Here is a 17818-nt window from a genome sequence, read left to right as displayed (position 1 = left end):
GGCAACGATCGGTGAGAAGTGAAGCGATGGTTATGGTCGTCCATGCCGCCTCGCCGCGGCGCCGCGCCGGTTCGGGGAGCCGCAGCGCACGGGCAGGGAGTGCGGATTCCATCACCAGCCACTAGGGGCGATCGCAATGGGTAAACGCATCAAGGCCGCACGTCTGGCGCATGCCGTTTCAGTCATCGTCCGCGGCTCGCGCCGCCCGGGTGCGCTACCGTTGGCGTCGATGGCGCTATGCCTGGCCGGCGCGCCGCTGTGGGCGCAGGCGCAGTCGGCCGAAAGCGGCGGTGGCCAGGCCACCACGCTGGACGCGATCAGCGTCGTCGGCACCGGCTCCAGCCGCACCACCGCCACCATTTCGGTGACGGAAATCGAAAGCCAGGTGCCGGGCGTGGCGCCGCAGGCGTTGCTGGCCACGCTGCCCGGGGTCAACGTGCAGACCACCGATCCGTTCGGCCTGTACGAGTTCGGCGACTCGATGAGCATCCGCGGCTTTTCCGCCAACCAGATCGGCGTGACCCTGGATGGCATCCCGATCGAGACCTACGACACCCGCGAGGGCGGACCCATCACCCGCTACGTTTCCAGCGAGAACCTGATGGACGTGACCGTCTCCGCCGGCTCCGGCGACGTCACCCAGCCGTCCTACCACGCGCTCGGCGGTGCCATCCGCTACACCAGCCTGGCGCCGAAGGGGGGCGACAGCTGGAGCGGCAACCTAACCCAGACCATCGGCTCGGACAGCCTGGTGCGCACGTTCGTGCGGCTGGATACGCCGGACTGGTGGGAAGGCGGGCCGACGGCCTACGTGTCCGCCTCGCGTACCCAGGGCGGGGTCTGGGACCTGGAGCAGGCCACGCAGAAGAGCGACCACTTCGAGGCCAAGATCCGCCAGGCCTGGGACGTGGGCAGCCTGACCCTGGGCTGGATCTACAACAACCGCAAGGACTACGACGTGCAGGCGTACAACTCCGACGGCTCGGTGGCCTGGGACCTGCACGAGCGCATCACCGGCAATCCCGAGGTCGACGCCGAGCACTACACCGAGTGGCAGAACGGGCGCCGCGATTCGCTGCTGAGCCTGGGCGGCGATTTCCTGTTCGACGACGCGATCGGCTTCAAGTTCACCGGCTACTACGAGAACAAACACGGCTACGGCATCGGCGGCACCCCGCCGAGCACCGCCACCGGGCTGTACAACGACGCCATCGCCGGTACCCCCGGACGCACCGACATCGCCATCCTCGATCCGCAGCAGGTCGATGCCGACGGCAACGTCACCCACGTCGGCGCGATGACCCGGCGCGAGGAGATCATGGGCGGCGACCGCTACGGGCTGACCGCCGCGGTGTCGTGGGAAACCGAGCACAACAAGCTGGAGATCGGCGGCTGGTACGAGACCTACGATTTCGACCAAGTGCGCCCGCTGTACAACCTGGACCCGGCCAGCGGCGCGCTGCTGAAGGGGGCGTTGCCGATCGTCATCTACTACGACAACCACTTCTCCACCGACGTCAAGCAGCTCTACGTCAAGGACACGCTGCGCCTGCTGGAAGATCGCCTGACCCTGGAGTTCGGCGCCAAGGGCCTGGACGTCAAGCGCGACTACCGCGGCATCGCCAACCTGGACGATTTCAACAACAGCCTCACCCGCCAGACCACGATCAAGAACAGCGACTGGTTCCAGCCCCAGGTCGGCGCCAGCTTCTCGCTCAGCCAGACCGTGCAGGTGTTCGGCAACTACGCCGAGAACTTCAGTTCGGCGCCGCGCCTGGCGCTGACTTCCGGCGCGTTCAACCCGGACATCAAGCCGGAGGAGTCGAAGAACATCGACGTCGGCATCCGCGCCGAGTCGGCGATCTGGAGCGGCTACATCGCCTTGTACAAGGTGAACTACGACAACCGCATCATCGCCCTGACCGATCCCAATCCGCTGGTGGTGGCGCCGACCATCTACGCCAACGTCGGCGACGTGGAGACCTACGGTGCGGAAGTCTCCGGCATGTGGCGTCCGGCCGACGGCTGGCGCCTGGGCGCGTCGCTGACCTACAACAAGTCCGAATTCCAGGACGACTATTTCGGCCCGGTCAGCGGCGACCTAGTGCCGGTCAAGGGCAACGAGGTGCCGGATTCGCCGAAGTTCATGTTCAGCGTCAACGGCGGTTGGGAGGGCGAACATTTCTTCGCCAATCTCGACGCCAAGTACACCGGCAAGCGCTACGGCGACACGCTCAACACCGACCAGGTCGATTCGACGGTGATCGTCAACGGCAGCGTCGGCTACCAGGGCGGCAGCGACGGGTTCATGCCCGGCGGCCGGCTGCAGGTGTCCGTGTACAACCTGCTCGACAAGGACGACGCGATCGGCGCGGTGTTCCCGAACGAGAGTTCCGGCTCCTACAACCTGGTCGCGCCGCGGCAGATCTTCGCCAGCCTGTCCTACAAGTTCTGATGCGAACGGCGCCCGGCCGCTGCGCTCCGCGCCGCGTCGCACGATGCAGGCGCGGAGCGCGGGCGGCGGTGCCGGCGAGTGATTCTTCGGAGATGCGATGCAAGCCAATTCCCCAGGGGCGATGACCCGCCGCCAGTTGCTCGCCAGGATCGGCCTGGCCGGCGGCGGGGCGATGATGTACCAGGCGATGCACAGCCTGGGCATGGCCGCCGAATCGCGCTTCAACGGCGTGCCGCGGCTGGACGGCGACGCCAGGGGCGCATCGGTGCTGATCCTCGGCGCCGGCCTGGCCGGGCTGACCGCGGCCTACGAACTGCGCAAGGCCGGCTACCGGGTGCAGGTGCTCGAGTACAACGCGCGTCCGGGCGGGCGCAACTGGACGCTGCGCGGCGGCGACCGCTACACCGAACTGGGCGGCTTCGAGCAGCAGTGCGGCTTCGACGACGGGATGTACCTCAATCCCGGCCCGTGGCGCATCCCGCACCACCACAAGGCGGTGCTGGCCTACTGCAAGCGGTTCGGGGTGGCGCTGGAGCCGTTCGTGCAGCTCAACTTCAATGCGCTGCTGCACAGCCGCGAGGGCTTCGGCGGCAAGCCGCAGCGCTTCCGCGACATCGATGCCGACTACAAGGGGCATGTGGCCGAACTGCTGGCCAAGAGCACCCGGCAAGGCGCGCTGGATGCGCTGGTGCAGCGCGAGGACCAGGAGGTCCTGCTCGAGTCGCTGCGCAACTGGGGCGCGCTGGACAAGGACTTCGGCTACGTCAAGGGCCGCGAGAGCAGCGAGCGCCGCGGCTTCGCCAGATATCCCGGCGGCGGCCTGTCCGGCAAGCCGGAGTTCTCCGAACCGTTCACCACCCAGGACATCCTGCGCTCGCGGCTGTGGACCACGTTGGCGGCGGGCAACAACTACGAGATGCAGACCACGATGTTCCAGCCGGTTGGCGGCATGGACCAGATCGGCAAGGCGTTCGCGCGCCAGATCGGCGACGGCATACGCTACGGCGCCAAGGTCACCCGCATCGACCAGGATGCGCAGGGGGTCAGCGTCGCCTACCAGGACGGCAGCGGCGGCGAGCAGGTGGCCCAGGCCGACTGGTGCATCTGCACGATCCCGCTGTCGATCCTCAGCCGCATCCCGATCGCGGTGGGCGAGAAGATGGCCGCCGCGATCGGCCAGGTGCCGTATGCGGCGTCGGTGAAGGTCGGGCTGCAGTTCAAGCGCCGCTTCTGGGAAGAGGACGAGGCGATCTACGGCGGCATCAGCTATACCGACCTGCCGATCAGCCTGATCAGCTATCCGAGCACTGGCTTCCAGAGCGCCGGCAAGGGCGTGCTGCTCGGTGCCTACGTGTGGGGACTGGAGGCGTTCGAGTTCACCTCGATGAGCCCGCAGCAGCGCGTGGCCAAGGCGGTGGAATACGGCGCCCAGCTGCATCCGCAGTACCCGCGCGAGTTCGACAACGGCATCGCCGTGGGCTGGCATCGGGTGCCGTTCACCCACGGCTGCTTCGGCATGTGGAGCGAGGCCGCGCGCGCCGAGCACTACGAGAACCTGTGCCAGGTCGATGGCCGTATCGCGCTGGCCGGCGAGCACGCCTCGTACATTCCGGCGTGGCAGGAAGGCGCGATCACCTCGGCGCTGGATGCGATCGAACGGCTGCACCGGCGCGTGGTCGCGGGAGGCCGCGCATGACGCGCTGGCGCGGCTGGATGGCGTGCGTGGCGATCGCCGCGGCGATCGTCGGCCTGATGCTGCCGCCGACGGCCGTTCCGGCGCTGGCGCAGAGTTCCGATGCCACGCCGCTGTATCCGCAGGCCACGTTCTCCACCGCTTCCGGGAGCACCGTCTACGCCGCGATCTGCCAGGGCTGCCACATGCCCGGCGGGCAGGGCGCGCTCGGCGGCGGCGAGTATCCCGCGCTGGCCGGCAATCCGAAGCTGGCGGCGGCGCCCTACGTGGCGATGATGGTGCTCGACGGCCGCGGCGGCATGCCCGGCTTCGGCGCGATGCTCAGTGACCAGCAGGTCGCCGAGGTGGTGCAGTATGTGCGCACGCAGTTCGGCAACGACTATCCCGGCAGGCTCGGCGCCGAGGAGGTGCGCGCGCTGCGGCATTGAGATGCGTCGTTCCTTCCCTTCATCTGCGAGGATTCCAGCATGCGTCGTTCTTCCGTTTCATGGGTGTTGCGCGGCGGCCTGTGCGCCGCGTCGTGGCTGCCGGCACTGGCCGGCGCCGCCGAGGTCGTGCGGCACAAGATCCCCAACAGCGATTTCCCGATTTCCGCCGCGGTGGAGATCCCGGCCGGCAAGACCACCGTCTACCTCAGCGGCGCAGTGCCGCGCCCGATCGACGCCAGCGCGCCGAAGGACTCGCAGGCCGCCTACGGCGACACCAAGGCGCAGACCATCAGCGTGCTGTCGCAGCTCAAGGCCCAGCTCGAAGGCATGGGCCTGGGCATGGGCGACGTGGTCAAGATGCAGGCGTTCCTGGTCGGCGATCCGGCGCTGGGCGGCAAGATGGACTTCGCCGGCTTCATGGAAGGCTACCGGCAGTTCTTCGGCACCAAGGAGCAGCCCAATCTGCCGGCGCGCTCGGCGTTCCAGATCGCCGCGCTGGGCAATCCGCTGTACCGCATCGAGATCGAAGTGGTCGCCGTGCGCCCGTAGCCGCTTCGCCATCGTCCAGGGAGCACCGTCATGCAGCAGCCGTCGCGTTCGCGCCGCAACTTCCTCAAGGACTCGGCACTGCTCGCCGGCGCCGGCCTCGGCGCGCCGTGGCTGGCGCAGGCCGTCGCCGCGCCGGCCGCGGGACTGGCGCCGGTGATGATCAACGCCAACGAGCATCCGCTCGGCCCGTCGCCGGCGGCGCTGCGCGCGATGACCGAGATCGGCCCCAGCGGCGGGCGCTACCTGCGCGAGCTGCAAGTGGAGTTTCTGCGGACGCTGGCCGGCCAGCTCGGCGTGCCGATGGACCATCTGATGGCCTATGCCGGCTCCACCGAGCCGCTGGACTACGCCATGCTCGCCTTCACCTCGCCGGGCGCGGCGCTGGTCACGGCCGACCCCACCTTCGAGTCCGGCTGGCGCGCGGCCGCGCGCAACGGCGCCACGGTGATCAAGGTGCCGTTGCGCAAGGACCATGCGCACGACGTGCGGGCGATGTGCGCGGTCGACGCCAAGGCCGGCGTGATCTACATCTGCAACCCGAACAATCCCACCGGCTCGGTCACCGCGCGCAAGGACCTGGACTACGCGCTGGCGCACAAGCCCAAGGGCAGCGTGCTGGTGGTCGACGAGGCCTACCTGCATTTCGCCGACAGCGCGGCGAGCATGGTCGACCGCGTCGCGGCGGGCGAGGAGGTGATCGTGCTGCGCACCTTCTCCAAGCTCTACGGCATGGCCGGCATCCGCCTGGGCTACGCGGTGGCGCGTCCGGACCTGCTGGACCGGCTCAAGTTCTACAGCGTCAACAGCCTGCCGGTGACCGCGGTGGCGGCCGGATTGGCCAGCCTGCGCGATCCGGCGCTGGTGCCGCAGCGGCGCGCGCTCAACCGCGCGCTGCGCCAGGACGTCGTCGCCTGGCTGGGCGCGCAGGGCCATGCCTGCACCGCGTCGGAGAGCAACTGCTTCATGGTCGACGTGAAGCGGCCGGCGAAGGAGTTCATGGACGCGATGGCCAGCTACGGCGTGTTCGTCGGGCGCAGCTGGCCGGTATGGCCGACCTGCTCGCGCATCACCATCGGCACCGCGGCGGAGATGGCGCGCTTCAAGGAAGCGTTCGCGCAGGTCGCGGCGGGAAAGCGCGGGCCGCTGCCGGTGGCGCCGGCGGTGGCGCTGCGCGATCCGCTGCAGGCGTTCTTCCGCGACGCCTGAGGCCGGCGCAGCGCATGTTGCAATGCACGAACGAAGCGCGTTGACAAACGTTCGCGCAAAGGCAGACAGTCGGGGCGACGCCGGCCCGCGCGCATCGGGCGGCGGCGACACGCACGACACTGCGCCATCCCCAACGTTCGAGGAGTCCGTCTTGAAACCGAAGTATCTGTCTCCGTTGCTGGTCCTGGCCGCACTGGCGTTCGCGCCCGCGGCCTGGTCCAAGACCTGTGCGGTGACCATCACCGGCACCGACCAGATGACGTTCGACCAGTCGCAGATCAAGCTCGCCGCCGACTGCACCGAGGTGGCGCTGACGCTCAAGCACAGCGGCAAGCTGGACGCGGCGGTGATGGGCCACAACTGGGTGCTGACCAAGACCGCCGATTTCCAGGCGGTGGCCAATGCCGGCACCGGTTCCAGCCTGGCCGACAACTATCTGCCGAAGAACGACCCGCGGGTCATCGCCCATACCAAGGTGATCGGCGCCGGGCAGACCGATACCGTCAAGTTCTCCACCGCCAAGTTGAGCAAGGGCGGCGACTACACCTTCTTCTGCTCGTTCCCGGGCCACTGGGCGATAATGAAGGGCAAGTTCGTCTTCGGCTGAAAATGGATCAGGGAAGAGTCGGGTGCGCGAGGCTTCGCTCGTACCCTCATCCGGCCCTGCGGGCCACCTTCTCCCGGTGGGAGAAGGGAGCCGCCACGCGCGCCTTAGCGCCTCTCCCGGTGGGAGAAGGGAGCCGCCACAGCGCGCCTTGGCCCCTCTCCCGCCGGGAGAGGGGTTGGGGTGAGGGTCCGGGGCCAGGCGCCGGCTGAAAACGCCGCTCGATGGAGACGAAGTCCGGCGCGGCGCAGCACATCGCAGCAAACCGGCACCAACAGTACGTGATCCGCTGGCCAGCGAGCGGAACGCCCCGGCGAATGGAAAAACCCACGGCCGGCGCAGACGCGCCGCGGTCAGTCCGACCCCGGGTCCAGCGCCGGCGGCGCTGCGCGCCGCAACAGCCCGCGCTGCAGCGCGCTGGCCAGCGCCGCTTCGCGGCTGCCGGCCTCCAGCTTGCGGTACAGGTTCTTCAGGTGGAACTTGACCGTGTTCTCCGACAGCGCCAGGCGGCGCGCGATCTGCTTGTTGGCATCGCCCTGCGCCAGCAGCGCGAGCACTTCCCGTTCGCGCTCGCTGAACAGTTCGGCGCCGTTGTCCTGGTCGTGGCGCAGCTTGTCCAGCAGGGTCTGGATCGTCATCGCCAGCGTGGTGTTCGGCGCGGCCTGCGGGTCCTGCTGCCGCGCCAGGCGCAACAGCGCCTTGCCGGGTACGCCCAGCTCCAGCACGCATTGCCAGCTCTGGGTGGCGGCGACGTGCGCCAGCGCGTCGCGCAGATACGGCAGCGCCGCCGCCGACTGGCCGCGATCGTGCAGCACCAGCGCGATGTGCGCGCGGGTTCGGGCCAGATGGCAGCGGTTGCCGGCGGCTTCGCAGGCCGCCTCCACGCCATGCAGCACCGCCAGCGCGGCACTGGCGCGTCCGGACAGGCGATGCCAGCGCGCCAGGGCGAACCCCAGCGCGGCGCGGAAGCGCCAGTCCTGCGGCTGCGCCAGCGCGTGCGCGAAGCGCGACTCGCCGCCGCTGCGCGCCACCAGCAGGTCCACCGCCGGCGAAGGCGGCTGGTCGAGCAGCACGTCCAGCCGCCAGGCCAGCGCCAGGTCGCTCAGCCGGCTCAGCCGCCGCGCGTGCGCGACGCGATCGATGTGGTCGAGCAGGTCGAGCGCGGCGCGCCCGCTGCGGTCGCGCTGCCGCGCCAGCACCAGCGCGGTCTCGTAGCCGGCGGCGAAGATGTCCAGCCAGCCGTCGTGCTGCTCCAGGAAGGCCAGCGCCGGCTGCAGACAGTCGGCGGCGTCGTCGTAGCGGCCGCGCTCGCATTGCAACTGCGCCAGCAGGCATTGGCCGACCGCGTGCAAGGCGCCGTCGAGCTGCTGCTGGCGCTGCGCCAGGGCCAGCGCCTGGCGGCAGATCGCCTCGGCCTGGTCGAGCTGGCCGCGGTAGTAGTGGCTCTGCGCCAGGTGGGTCAGCGCGTAGTTGGCGCCGACCTCGCTGCCGCTGCGCTGCATCGCGGTGCCGGCCATGCGCGCATAGCGCTCGGCGGCGTCGAACTCGGCACGGCCCAGCGCGGTGGTGGCGCAGATGCACCACAGCGTGCCGCGGCCCAGATGGTCGTCCTCGTCCAGCGCCGCGGCCTGCGCGGCCAGTTGCGGCAAGCCGCGCGGATTGCCGCACACCTGGTCGAGCAGGTCGCGCAGCAGCGCCACCACCACGGTGTAGTCGCGCTCGAACGGCGCGCGCAGCGGCTCGGGAAAATCGCGGAAGCGCTCGAGCAGGGTCTGCGCATGGTCGAACTCGCCCAGCTTCATGTGCAGGTAGGCCTGGGTCAGGTTCAGCGCCGGCCGTTCGCCGACGCTGCGCCGCGGGAACAGGCGCAGCAGCGCGCGCACCGGCGCGGTGCCGTGGCGCAGCAGCAATTGCCAGGTGCCGGCGCGGGCGATGCTGTCGGCCGCCGCGTCGATGGCGTCGCCGCGCAGCGCATGGCGCACCGAGTCGAGCAGCTGGCCGTGCGCGTCGAACCAGTGCGCCGCGCGCCGGTGCAGCAACGGCGGCAGCGCCGGCGCGGTGCGCTCCAGCTGCTGGTGCAGGTAGTCGGCGAACAGCGGATGGAAGCGGAACCATTCGTGCTCGCCGTCCAGCGACACCAGCAGGCCCTGGAAATGCCCGAGCCGCGCGAGCAGCACGCCGCTGTCGTGGCGATCGCGCACCGCGTCGGCCAGGGCGGCGTTGAAGCGGTCCAGCGGCGAGAGCTGCAGCAGGAACTCGCGCAGCTCCGGATCCAGGTCGTTGAACACCTGCTCGGCCAGGTAGGCGGCCAGTTCCGCGGTGCGCCCGGAGAAGCGGCCGATGTCGTGCCGGCGCTGTTCGTCGTCGCCCATCCACAGCCCCGCCAGCTGCAGCGCCACGGCCCAGCCTTCGGTCTGCCGGCGCAGCTGCCGCGCCATCTCCAGCGGCACCTGCGGACCGAGCAGCGCCACCGTCTCGTGTTCGTCCAGCGCCAGCTCGCGCGGGCCGATGCGTTCGACCCGGCCCTGCAGCGCCAGGCGCGCCAGCGGCAGCGCCGGCGCGCGGCGGGTGGCCAGCAGCAGATGCAACGGGCCGCCGGCGTGGTCGACCAGGCGCAGCACCGCATCGTCGACCGCGGCGCTGTGGCCGCGGTCGTAGTCGTCGACGATCACCAGCAGGCGCCGCGGCGCGGCGCGGATCGCGCGGATCAGGCCGGCGAGCGTCGTCGCCACGTCCAGGTCCTGGCCGTGCTGCAGCAGTTGCCCCTGCAGCGCCGCGCCCAGCTCCAGGCCCGCCTCCTGCACGGCGAGCGCCAGGTAGGCCAGGAAGCGCGCCGGATCGGCGTCGTCCTCGTCCAGCGACAACCACGCCACGCCGATGTCGCCGCGCTCGCGCAGGCGCTGATGCCATTGCGCGAGCAGCGTGGTCTTGCCGAAGCCCGGTGGCGCCAGCAGCAGCGCCAGCGGCAGCTCGGCGGCGCGTTGCAGGTGCTGCAGCAACGCTTCGCGCGGCACCGCAGCCACACGCTGCCGCGGCGGCACCAGCTTGTCGACCAGCACCCAATCGGGCACAGCCATGCAATCGTGCGCGCCCGGCGACGAACGCGGGTTCAACAACGTGACAGGCTTGAGCATGACGCCAGGAATGTCTGGATCTGCTTCCGTCGCGCCTTCTGGCGGTTCCGGAAACGGTACGGAAGCGGCCGCGCTGCGCGCCCTGCCGCGCGGACCGCGGAAGGCAACGAAGCTGCGCCGAATCCATGGGCCCCCGCCCTCTGCCGTCCGTTGGCGGTCTGTGGCCAACTTATGACACGTTGGCTACAAAAGCAAAAGCCGCGAGCGCACGCTTTGCGGGTTCAGCCGCTGGCGACGACCTGGAACGCCTCGCGCGCGGCTGCTACGGTCGCCGCGATCACAGCCTCATCGTGCGCGCTGGACACGAACCCGGCCTCGTAGGCCGACGGCGCCAGGAACACGCCGCGCTCGAGCATCGCGTGGAAGAAGCGGTTGAACGCGCCGATGTCGCAGGCGGTGGCCTGCGCATAGGTTTCCACTTTCTGATCGGTGAAGAACAGGCCGAACATGGCGCCGACCTGGTTGGTGGTGACCGCCACGCCGGCTTGGCGCGCGGCGTCCTCCAGTCCGGCGCACAGGCGCGCGGTGGCATCGCCCAGGCGCTGGTGGAAGCCCGGGGCCTGCACCAGTTCCAGCATCGCCAGGCCCGCCGCCATCGCCACCGGGTTGCCGCTGAGCGTGCCGGCCTGGTAGATCGGCCCGGACGGGGCGATCTGCCGCATCAGCTCGGCGCGCCCGCCATAGGCGCCCACCGGCATGCCGCCGCCGATGATCTTGCCGAAGGTGCTCAGGTCCGGGACGACGCCGTAGTGCGCCTGCGCGCCGCCCAGCGCGACGCGGAAACCGGTCATCACCTCGTCGAAGATCAGCAGCGCGCCGTGCTGCGTGCACAGCGCGCGCAGGTGCTGCAGGTAGCCTTCGCGCGGCGGGATGCAATTGGCGTTGCCGACCACCGGTTCGATGATCACCGCGGCGATCTCCCCGCCGATCTGGTCGAACAGCGCGGTGGCGCCGTCGAAATCGTTGTAGCTGAGCGTGGCGGTGAGCTCGCTCAGGCCGGCCGGCACGCCCGGCGAGGTCGGCACGCCCAGGGTCAGCATGCCGCTGCCGGCCTTGACCAGGAACGAGTCGCCATGACCGTGGTAGCAGCCTTCGAACTTGACGATGCGGCTGCGCCCGGTGGCGCCGCGCGCCAGGCGGATCGCCGACAGCGTGGCCTCGGTGCCCGAATTGACCATGCGCACCATCTCGCACGACGGCACCAGCCGGGCGAGGGTCTGCGCCATGGTCACCTCGGCCGCGCACGGCGCGCCGAACGACAGCCCGTCGCCGATCGCGCGCTGTACCGCCTCGCGCACCGCCGGATGGTTGTGGCCGGCGATCATCGGGCCCCACGAGCCGACGTAGTCGATGTAGCGGTTGCCGTCCACGTCGTACAGGTAGGGACCATCGGCGCGCTGTACGAAGAACGGCTCGCCGCCGACCGACTTGAAGGCGCGGACCGGGGAGTTGACGCCGCCGGGAATCAGCGACTGCGCCTGGCTGAAGAGGGCGTGGGAGCGGGAATGGTTCATGGCGGGGAATCCTTGACGGGGCTGGCGGGGCCGATAGGCCGGGCGCGGAGCGATGTCGCCCATTGTCGCGGCTGCCGCCGGTCTGCGCCATGCCGCCCCTACCCGCAAGCGGGGGACCTACCCGTCGCGGGCGGGTGTGCCGCGTGGCGCGCTGCCTACTATCGAAGCGGCCAGGGGACGCATGACCTGATAGCCGATGGTGATTGGTCATGCATCGGGCAGGTTTTCCAGAGTGTTAGGGCGGATCGCCGCCCGGCGTCGCGCTGCGCCTTTTTCGTTGGGATGCCAACGATTTTCAATCTTCGGGGAGAGAGCATGAATCGATTGATCCGCAAGAGCGCCCTGGCGCTCGCGCTGGCCGCCGCCGCCGGCGGCGCCTTCGCACAGTCCACCACCGGCAGCATCGCCGGCAGCGTCGCCGATGGCGCCGGCCAGAGCGTGCTGGTGGAGAACAACAGCGGGTTCAGTCGCGAGGTGCCGGTGGACGCGCGCGGCCGCTATCAGGCCGGCAACCTGCCGCTGGGCACCTATACGGTGACGGTCAAGCGCGATGGCGCGGTGGTGCAGACCCGCGAGAACGTCGGCATCACCGTCGGCGCGAGCACCGACGTGTCGTTCTCCGCGGCCGGTGTGCAGACCCTGGAAGGGGTCACCGTGAACGCCTCGGGGTTGTCGCCGATCGACGTGAGCAGCGTGGACACGCGCACCGTGATCACCGCCGAACAACTGCAGCAGTTGCCGTTGGGGCGCACCGCCGAAGCCATCGCGCTGCTGGCGCCGGGCGTGGTGGTCAACAGCGGCGGCTTCGACAACGGCCCGCTCGGCGGCTCGCTGCCCAGTTTCGGCGGCTCGGCGGCCAGCGAGAACGCCTACTATCTCAACGGCTTCAACACCACCACCGCCAGCAACAGCCTGGGCGGGCTGACCCTGCCGTATGGCGCCATCGATCAACAGGAAATCTTCACCGGCGGCTACGGCGCGCAGTACGGCCGCTCCAACGGCGGGGTGATCAACCAGATCGGCAAGCGCGGCAGCAACGAATGGAAGTTCGGCGCGGCGGTGATCTGGGAGCCGAACGGCCTCAAGGCCAACCAGCGCGATCTGTACTGGCGTCCCGACAGCCAGGGCAGCAGCGTGAACAACGCCGCCTACCGGTACGCGCGCTCGGCCAACGGCCTGTACCAGCCGCAGAGCGAGGCCGAAGCCAGCCAGACCACGTACAGCGCCTACATCGGCGGTCCGATCGTCCAGGACAAGCTGTTCTTCTTCCTGGCCGCGGAGAAGGTGGATTCCGACGGCGTGCGCGCGGTCTCCAATCGCGATTCGGACAACGGACGCACCGGCGGCCTGACCGACTACGACTACGAACAGAAGCGCTGGTACGCCAAGCTGGACTGGTACATCACCGACAACCATCTGCTGGAGGTGACCGGCGCCAGCGACGAAGCCGAAACCCAAGGCTCCATCTACCGCTACGACTACGTCAATCGCGAGCGCGGCAGCTATCTCACCGACGAGTCCACGTGGAAGACCGGGCCGACGCTGTTCTCCGGAAAATACACCGGCTATTTCGGCGACAACATCACCCTGACCGCGCTGTACGGCAAGATGAAGACCCCGGACGAACTGACCGCGTACAACTACGACGCCGGCAACGGGCCGGTGATCATCAGCGCGGCGCTGCAGAACCCCGCCTATGTCGGCGGCGCGCCGATCATCGGCCGGCAGCTGGTCACCTCGGTGAGTTCGCCGGACCGCGAATACGAGAAGGACAACCAGCGGCTGAATCTGGAATGGCGCGTGGGCAAGCACACGCTCAACTTCGGCATCGACAACCAGAAGTCCAAGGGCACGGACGTGGGGTCGATCCTGTCGGGCCCCGGCTATTCGTGGACGTACGGCCAGACCAGCGATCCGCTCGGCCTGCAGACCGGCGGCCTGGTGAGCCAGTCGGCGAACGAGGCCGGCGGCGTCGGCGCGCCGAGTCCGGGCCTGGTGGATCCGGTCTACGGGGCGCAGGGCTACTACGTCATCCGTACCGTCAACACCAGCCTCTATTCCTACGAAGCCAAGCAGCGCGCGTACTACATCGAAGACAAGTGGCAGGTCACCGACAACCTGCTGCTCAGCCTGGGGCTGCGCAAGGACGAGTTCACCAACTACACCCCGTTCGGCGCCGCCTACATCGACGTCGACGATGCCTGGGCGCCGCGCCTGGGCTTCAGCTGGGACGTCAACGGCGATTCCAGCCTGAAGGTGTTCGGCAGCGTCGGCCGCTACTATCTGGGCCTGCCTTTGTCGCCGGTCGGGTTGTTCACGCCGGCGACCAACACCGACACCTACTTCACCTACAGCGGCGTCAACGCCGACGGCACGCCGGTGCTCGCCCAGCAGCTGGGTTCGGCGGTGTCGGCCAACTCGCGCTTCGGCCGCATCGCCGACGTGCGCACGGCGGTGGCCAAGGACATCGAGGGCGAGAACCAGGACGAGATCATCCTGGGCTTCACCCAGCAGCTGGAGAGCGGCTGGGTGTTCGGGTTCCGCGGCACCCATCGCCGCCTGAACGCCGGTATCGACGACCAGAACTACGACGTCTCCAACACCGCGCTGATCGAGGCCGCCGCCGCGCAGGGCGTCACCATCGACTGGTCGCAAGTCTCCGGCGCGGCGCTGATCAACCCCGGGCAGACCAACACCTGGGGCGTGATCGGCACCGACGGGCAGTTCCATGAGGTGTCGGTGAGCCGCCAGGCGGCGGGCTTCCCGGAGTTCAAGCGCAACTATTCGGCGCTGGAATTCAATCTGGAGCGTCCGTTCGACGGCAAGTGGTATGCGAAGGCCAACTACGTGTGGTCGCACAGCTACGGCACCACCGAAGGCCAGGTACGCTCGGACCTGTGGCGCACCGGCGGCGCGCTGGGCAGCTACCAGGGCCAGGCCTCGGTCTCCACCACGCAGAGCTGGGACCACGCGGCATTGATGGAGCACTTCAACGGCGATCAATCCAACGATCACCGCCACCAGCTGAAGCTGCTGGGTTTCTACCAGTTCACCCCGCAGTGGGGCGCATCGGCCAATTTCAGCCTGATCTCGGGCGCGCCGCGCAACTGCCTGGGCAACTACTACGGCGACACCTATCCCGGCAGGGACCCGGCCGGATACGGCGGCAGCGCGATCACCGGTGGCCCCTATCACTTCTGCTACAACGCCGAAACCGGCACCGGCGACCCGTCGCCTCCCGGCTCGCAGGGACGCCTGGGCTGGATCGCCCAGCTCGACCTGGGCGTGACCTACAAGCCTGCGTTCGCCGACGGCAAGCTGGCGTTGCGACTGGACGTGTTCAACGTGACCAACGAGCAGACCGCGACCAACATCTATCCGTTCTCGCAGCTTCCCGACAACAGCACGAACCCGCTATGGGACCAGGTGGTGGCGTATCAAGCGCCGCGCTCGGGCCGGGTCACGCTCAGCTACGACTTCTGACCACGCACCGGCCCGCCGCGCGGCGGGCCGGGCCCTTTTCCCTTGGCGAAGGCACCGGCGCGCACCGCCGATGCCCGCGCTGCGTACGAGCCGATACCCGATGGCCAAGCCCTGTCCTTTCCTGCTGCTGTTGTGCCTGGCCTGTTGGGGCGACCTGTCGGCCGCCGACGGGCTGTCGCGGGCGCGCGCGCTGCATGCGCGCTTCCCGGTGCTGGACACGCACCTGGACACGCCGGCCAATCTCGCGCGCCCCGGCTGGAACATCCTCGACCACCACCACTACGACGAAGACGGCACCCAGGTCGACTATCCGCGCATGCTCGAAGGCGGGCTGGACGGCGGCTTCTGGGTGATCTACACCGCGCAGGGCGAGCGCAGCGAAGCGGGCAACCGCCAGGCGCGCGACTTCGGCCTGCAGCGCCTGGCGCAGATCCGCGAGATGGTCGCCGCCCATCCGGACAAGTTCGAACTGGCCACCGGGCCCGGGGACGCGGCCAGGATCAAGGCCGCCGGCAGGCGCTCGGTCTACATCAGCATAGAGAACGCCTCGCCGCTGGCCGCCGATCCGACGCTGCTGAGCGCCTACTACCGGCTCGGCGTGCGCATGCTCGGGCTGGTGCATACCAGCAACAACGACTTCGCCGATTCCTCCACCGACAGCAAGGGGCCGCAGTGGCACGGGCTCAGCCCGAAGGGCAGGGCACTGGTGGCGCAGGCCAACCGCCTGGGCATCGTGCTCGACCAGTCGCACGCCTCCGACGCGGTGTTCGACCAACTGCTGGAACTGTCCACCGCCCCCATCATCCTGTCGCACACCGCCTCCGGCGAGCTCAATGCGCATCCGCGCAACATCGACGACGCGCGCATCCGCAAGCTGGCGGCCAAGGGCGGCGTGATCCAGGTCAATTCGCTGTCCGGTTACCTGATCCCGGGCAACCGCGATCCCGCCTACGGCGAGGAACTGCGCGCGCTGTTCGCCGGCTACGGCGGGCGCCAGGCGATCAAGCCCGGGCAGTACCGCGAGGTGATGGCCAGGCGCAAGGCACTGGACGCCAAGTACGGCGTCGCGCGCGCGACCTTCGACGACTACATGAAGCACATCCTGCACATCCTCGAGGTCGCCGGTCCCGACCATGTCGGCCTGGGCGCGGACTGGGACGGCGGTGGCGGCGTGGCCGGACTGGAGGACGTCTCGCAGCTGCCGCGCATCACCGAGCGCCTGCTGCAGGCCGGCTACAGCGAACAGCAGATCGCCAACATCTGGGGCGGCAACCTGCTGCGCCTGCTCGAGCGGGTGCAGGCGCAGGCCGATCCGGCCGCCATCGCCGAACTGAAGTGAACCGGCAGAGCCGCCGGCGCGGCGGCGAGGTCCCGACGCGACGGGAGGCGCGCGCCATCGTACGCGGCAGATGCGAACCGAACCGATGGCACGAGGTCGCGGCGCTGCCCTGTCCGGCGCCAAGGCGGCCGCGCGCGGCTTGGACAGGCGGCCAGCCTGCCGCGGCGCCACGCACGACCGCCTGGACGCCGGGCATGACAACGTGGCCTATCCCGATAGCGTTAACAGACCCTAGCGCAGCTCCGGAAAGCACGCGCGATACGCACGCAGCGCGGCGAGCGGGTCGGGTGCCGAACAGACGCCGCTGATGACCGCGAGCAGGTCGGCGCCGGCGGCGATCGCCGGGCCGCAGTTCTCCGGGGTCAAGCCGCCGATGGCCACGCGCGGCACGCCCAGGTCCGCGGCGGCGGCCAGCAGCGCCGGCGTGGCCTGCGCGGTGGTGGCCTTGCTGAGGCTGGGGAAGAACGCGCCGAAGGCGACATAGCTGGCGCCGGCGGCGACCGCGGCCCGGGCCAGCGCCAGGTCCGCATAGCACGACGCGCCGATCAGCGCATCGCCGCCCAGCCGCGCGCGCGCGGCGGCCAGGTCGCCGTCGTCCTGGCCCAGGTGCACGCCGGCCGCGCCCACCGCCAGCGCCAGGTCGACGTCGTCGTTGACGATCAGCGGCACCCCGGCCTGCGCGCACAGCGCCTGCAATGCGGCCGCCTGATGCAGGCGCTGCGCCGCGTCGGCGCGCTTGTTGCGGTATTGCAGCCAGGTCACGCCCTGGCCCAGCAGCGGTGCCACGCGCGCCAGCAGGCGCTCGCCGTCGTCGTCGTCGGGAGTGATCAGGTACACGCCGCGTGGCGAAGGGGATGCGTTCATGGTGAGCCTTCCGATGCGAAGGCCGGGGTGGGACAATGCGGCTCCGCCCGGCCTGTAGACCGCGATTATCCGATGAGCGACACCACCGCCACCACCTACCGCACCTGGATGTGCGTCGTCTGCGGATTCCTCTACAACGAAGCCGACGGCCTGCCGGAAGAGGGCATCGCCCCCGGCACCCGTTGGGAAGACGTGCCCGATACCTGGACCTGCCCGGACTGCGGCGTGACCAAGGACGATTTCGAGATGGTGGAGATGGAGGGGTAGAAGCCGGGACCGGGGACCAGGGACCGGGGACCCGGAAAAGCGCGGCCACGAAGTAGAACGCGCCGGTTTGAGGGGGTGCAACGCGCATAGCGCCGCTGCCAGCAATGGCGTGTTGGCGCGGGTCGGTATCGGCGAACAGCAGATAGCGCCCGCGGCTGGCGGTTGGTTGTATTGGGGGTTTTGCGTGGTTTCCAGATTCAGGTCCACGCAGATAATTTCAAAGCGCTTGACAGGCAAGCGAGGCCAAAGAGCCTTCCCCGGTCCCCGGTCCCCGGTCCCGGC

12 protein-coding genes are annotated in these 17818 nt (G+C 69.5%); 9 read left to right on the top strand and 3 right to left on the bottom strand.

From position 1 onward, the window contains the following. Positions 1-136 precede the first annotated feature (136 nt). The 6 genes from JR065_RS17255 to azu all read left to right on the top strand — a co-directional run bounded on the left by JR065_RS17255 (position 137) and on the right by azu (position 6938). Entirely contained in the window at positions 137-2455 is a 2319-nt protein-coding gene (locus JR065_RS17255) for a TonB-dependent receptor (protein WP_241093708.1), read from the top strand. Between the two features lie 97 nt (positions 2456-2552). Beyond that, positions 2553-4151 carry an NAD(P)/FAD-dependent oxidoreductase gene (locus JR065_RS17250; RefSeq protein ID WP_206235563.1) on the top strand — a complete coding sequence of 533 codons (1599 nt, stop codon included), beginning with the start codon at positions 2553-2555 and terminating at the stop codon, positions 4149-4151. A 17-nt stretch (positions 4152-4168) separates the two neighbouring features. Then, positions 4169-4576 carry a c-type cytochrome gene (locus JR065_RS17245; RefSeq protein ID WP_206235607.1) on the top strand — a complete coding sequence of 136 codons (408 nt, stop codon included), beginning with the start codon at positions 4169-4171 and terminating at the stop codon, positions 4574-4576. 39 nt (positions 4577-4615) lie between these two features. Next, positions 4616-5125 carry a RidA family protein gene (locus JR065_RS17240; RefSeq protein WP_206235562.1) on the top strand — a complete coding sequence of 170 codons (510 nt, stop codon included), beginning with the start codon at positions 4616-4618 and terminating at the stop codon, positions 5123-5125. A gap of 30 nt (positions 5126-5155) precedes the next feature. Then, a complete protein-coding gene (locus JR065_RS17235) occupies positions 5156-6331 on the top strand; it encodes a pyridoxal phosphate-dependent aminotransferase (RefSeq protein WP_206235561.1) in 1176 nt (391 codons plus the stop codon). A gap of 166 nt (positions 6332-6497) precedes the next feature. Further along, complete coding sequence (gene azu, locus JR065_RS17230) at positions 6498-6938, top strand: azurin (protein WP_206235605.1); 441 nt, start codon at positions 6498-6500, stop codon at positions 6936-6938. Between the two features lie 350 nt (positions 6939-7288). On the opposite strand, the gene JR065_RS17225 is transcribed toward azu, so the two are convergent. Continuing rightward, positions 7289-10069: a LuxR C-terminal-related transcriptional regulator gene (locus JR065_RS17225; RefSeq protein WP_206235560.1), complete on the bottom strand. Its 2781-nt coding sequence runs from the start codon at positions 10067-10069 to the stop codon at positions 7289-7291. Positions 10070-10290: 221 nt separating this feature from the next. Beyond that, entirely contained in the window at positions 10291-11583 is a 1293-nt protein-coding gene (hemL, locus tag JR065_RS17220) for a glutamate-1-semialdehyde 2,1-aminomutase (protein WP_206235558.1), read from the bottom strand. A gap of 315 nt (positions 11584-11898) precedes the next feature. On the opposite strand from hemL, the gene JR065_RS17215 reads away from it, so the two are divergent. Both JR065_RS17215 and JR065_RS17210 read left to right on the top strand, forming a co-directional pair. Continuing rightward, positions 11899-15066: a TonB-dependent receptor gene (locus JR065_RS17215; protein ID WP_206235557.1), complete on the top strand. Its 3168-nt coding sequence runs from the start codon at positions 11899-11901 to the stop codon at positions 15064-15066. Between the two features lie 100 nt (positions 15067-15166). Next, positions 15167-16405 (top strand): dipeptidase, encoded by a 1239-nt coding sequence (locus JR065_RS17210; protein ID WP_206235556.1) that lies wholly within the window; start codon positions 15167-15169, stop codon positions 16403-16405. A gap of 231 nt (positions 16406-16636) precedes the next feature. Here the strand turns inward: JR065_RS17210 and thiE are convergent, their stop codons facing one another. Beyond that, positions 16637-17269, bottom strand: a complete 633-nt coding sequence (gene thiE / locus JR065_RS17205) for a thiamine phosphate synthase (RefSeq protein ID WP_206235554.1) — start codon at positions 17267-17269, stop codon at positions 16637-16639. A 72-nt stretch (positions 17270-17341) separates the two neighbouring features. Between thiE and JR065_RS17200 the strand changes: the two genes are divergently transcribed. After that, positions 17342-17536: a rubredoxin gene (locus JR065_RS17200; RefSeq protein WP_206235553.1), complete on the top strand. Its 195-nt coding sequence runs from the start codon at positions 17342-17344 to the stop codon at positions 17534-17536. Positions 17537-17818: the final 282 nt, after the last annotated feature.

It is taken from the genome of Xanthomonas sp., from assembly GCF_017163755.1.
GTDB lineage: Bacteria > Pseudomonadota > Gammaproteobacteria > Xanthomonadales > Xanthomonadaceae > Xanthomonas_A.
The sequence above is the reverse complement of the archived record's forward strand: the minus strand, read 5'-3'. Positions and strand labels throughout refer to the sequence as shown.

What these genes read in the sequence shown, in the direction of transcription:
- thiE (WP_206235554.1), bottom strand. Translation starts at nt 17,269, where the DNA reads ATGAACGCATCCCCTTCGCCACGCGGCGTGTACCTGATCACTCCCGAC.
- JR065_RS17200 (WP_206235553.1), top strand. Translation starts at nt 17,342, where the DNA reads ATGAGCGACACCACCGCCACCACCTACCGCACCTGGATGTGCGTCGTC.
- JR065_RS17215 (WP_206235557.1), top strand. Translation starts at nt 11,899, where the DNA reads ATGAATCGATTGATCCGCAAGAGCGCCCTGGCGCTCGCGCTGGCCGCC.
- JR065_RS17225 (WP_206235560.1), bottom strand. Translation starts at nt 10,069, where the DNA reads ATGCTCAAGCCTGTCACGTTGTTGAACCCGCGTTCGTCGCCGGGCGCG.
- JR065_RS17235 (WP_206235561.1), top strand. Translation starts at nt 5,156, where the DNA reads ATGCAGCAGCCGTCGCGTTCGCGCCGCAACTTCCTCAAGGACTCGGCA.
- hemL (WP_206235558.1), bottom strand. Translation starts at nt 11,583, where the DNA reads ATGAACCATTCCCGCTCCCACGCCCTCTTCAGCCAGGCGCAGTCGCTG.
- JR065_RS17240 (WP_206235562.1), top strand. Translation starts at nt 4,616, where the DNA reads ATGCGTCGTTCTTCCGTTTCATGGGTGTTGCGCGGCGGCCTGTGCGCC.
- JR065_RS17245 (WP_206235607.1), top strand. Translation starts at nt 4,169, where the DNA reads ATGGCGTGCGTGGCGATCGCCGCGGCGATCGTCGGCCTGATGCTGCCG.
- JR065_RS17250 (WP_206235563.1), top strand. Translation starts at nt 2,553, where the DNA reads ATGCAAGCCAATTCCCCAGGGGCGATGACCCGCCGCCAGTTGCTCGCC.
- JR065_RS17210 (WP_206235556.1), top strand. Translation starts at nt 15,167, where the DNA reads ATGGCCAAGCCCTGTCCTTTCCTGCTGCTGTTGTGCCTGGCCTGTTGG.
- JR065_RS17255 (WP_241093708.1), top strand. Translation starts at nt 137, where the DNA reads ATGGGTAAACGCATCAAGGCCGCACGTCTGGCGCATGCCGTTTCAGTC.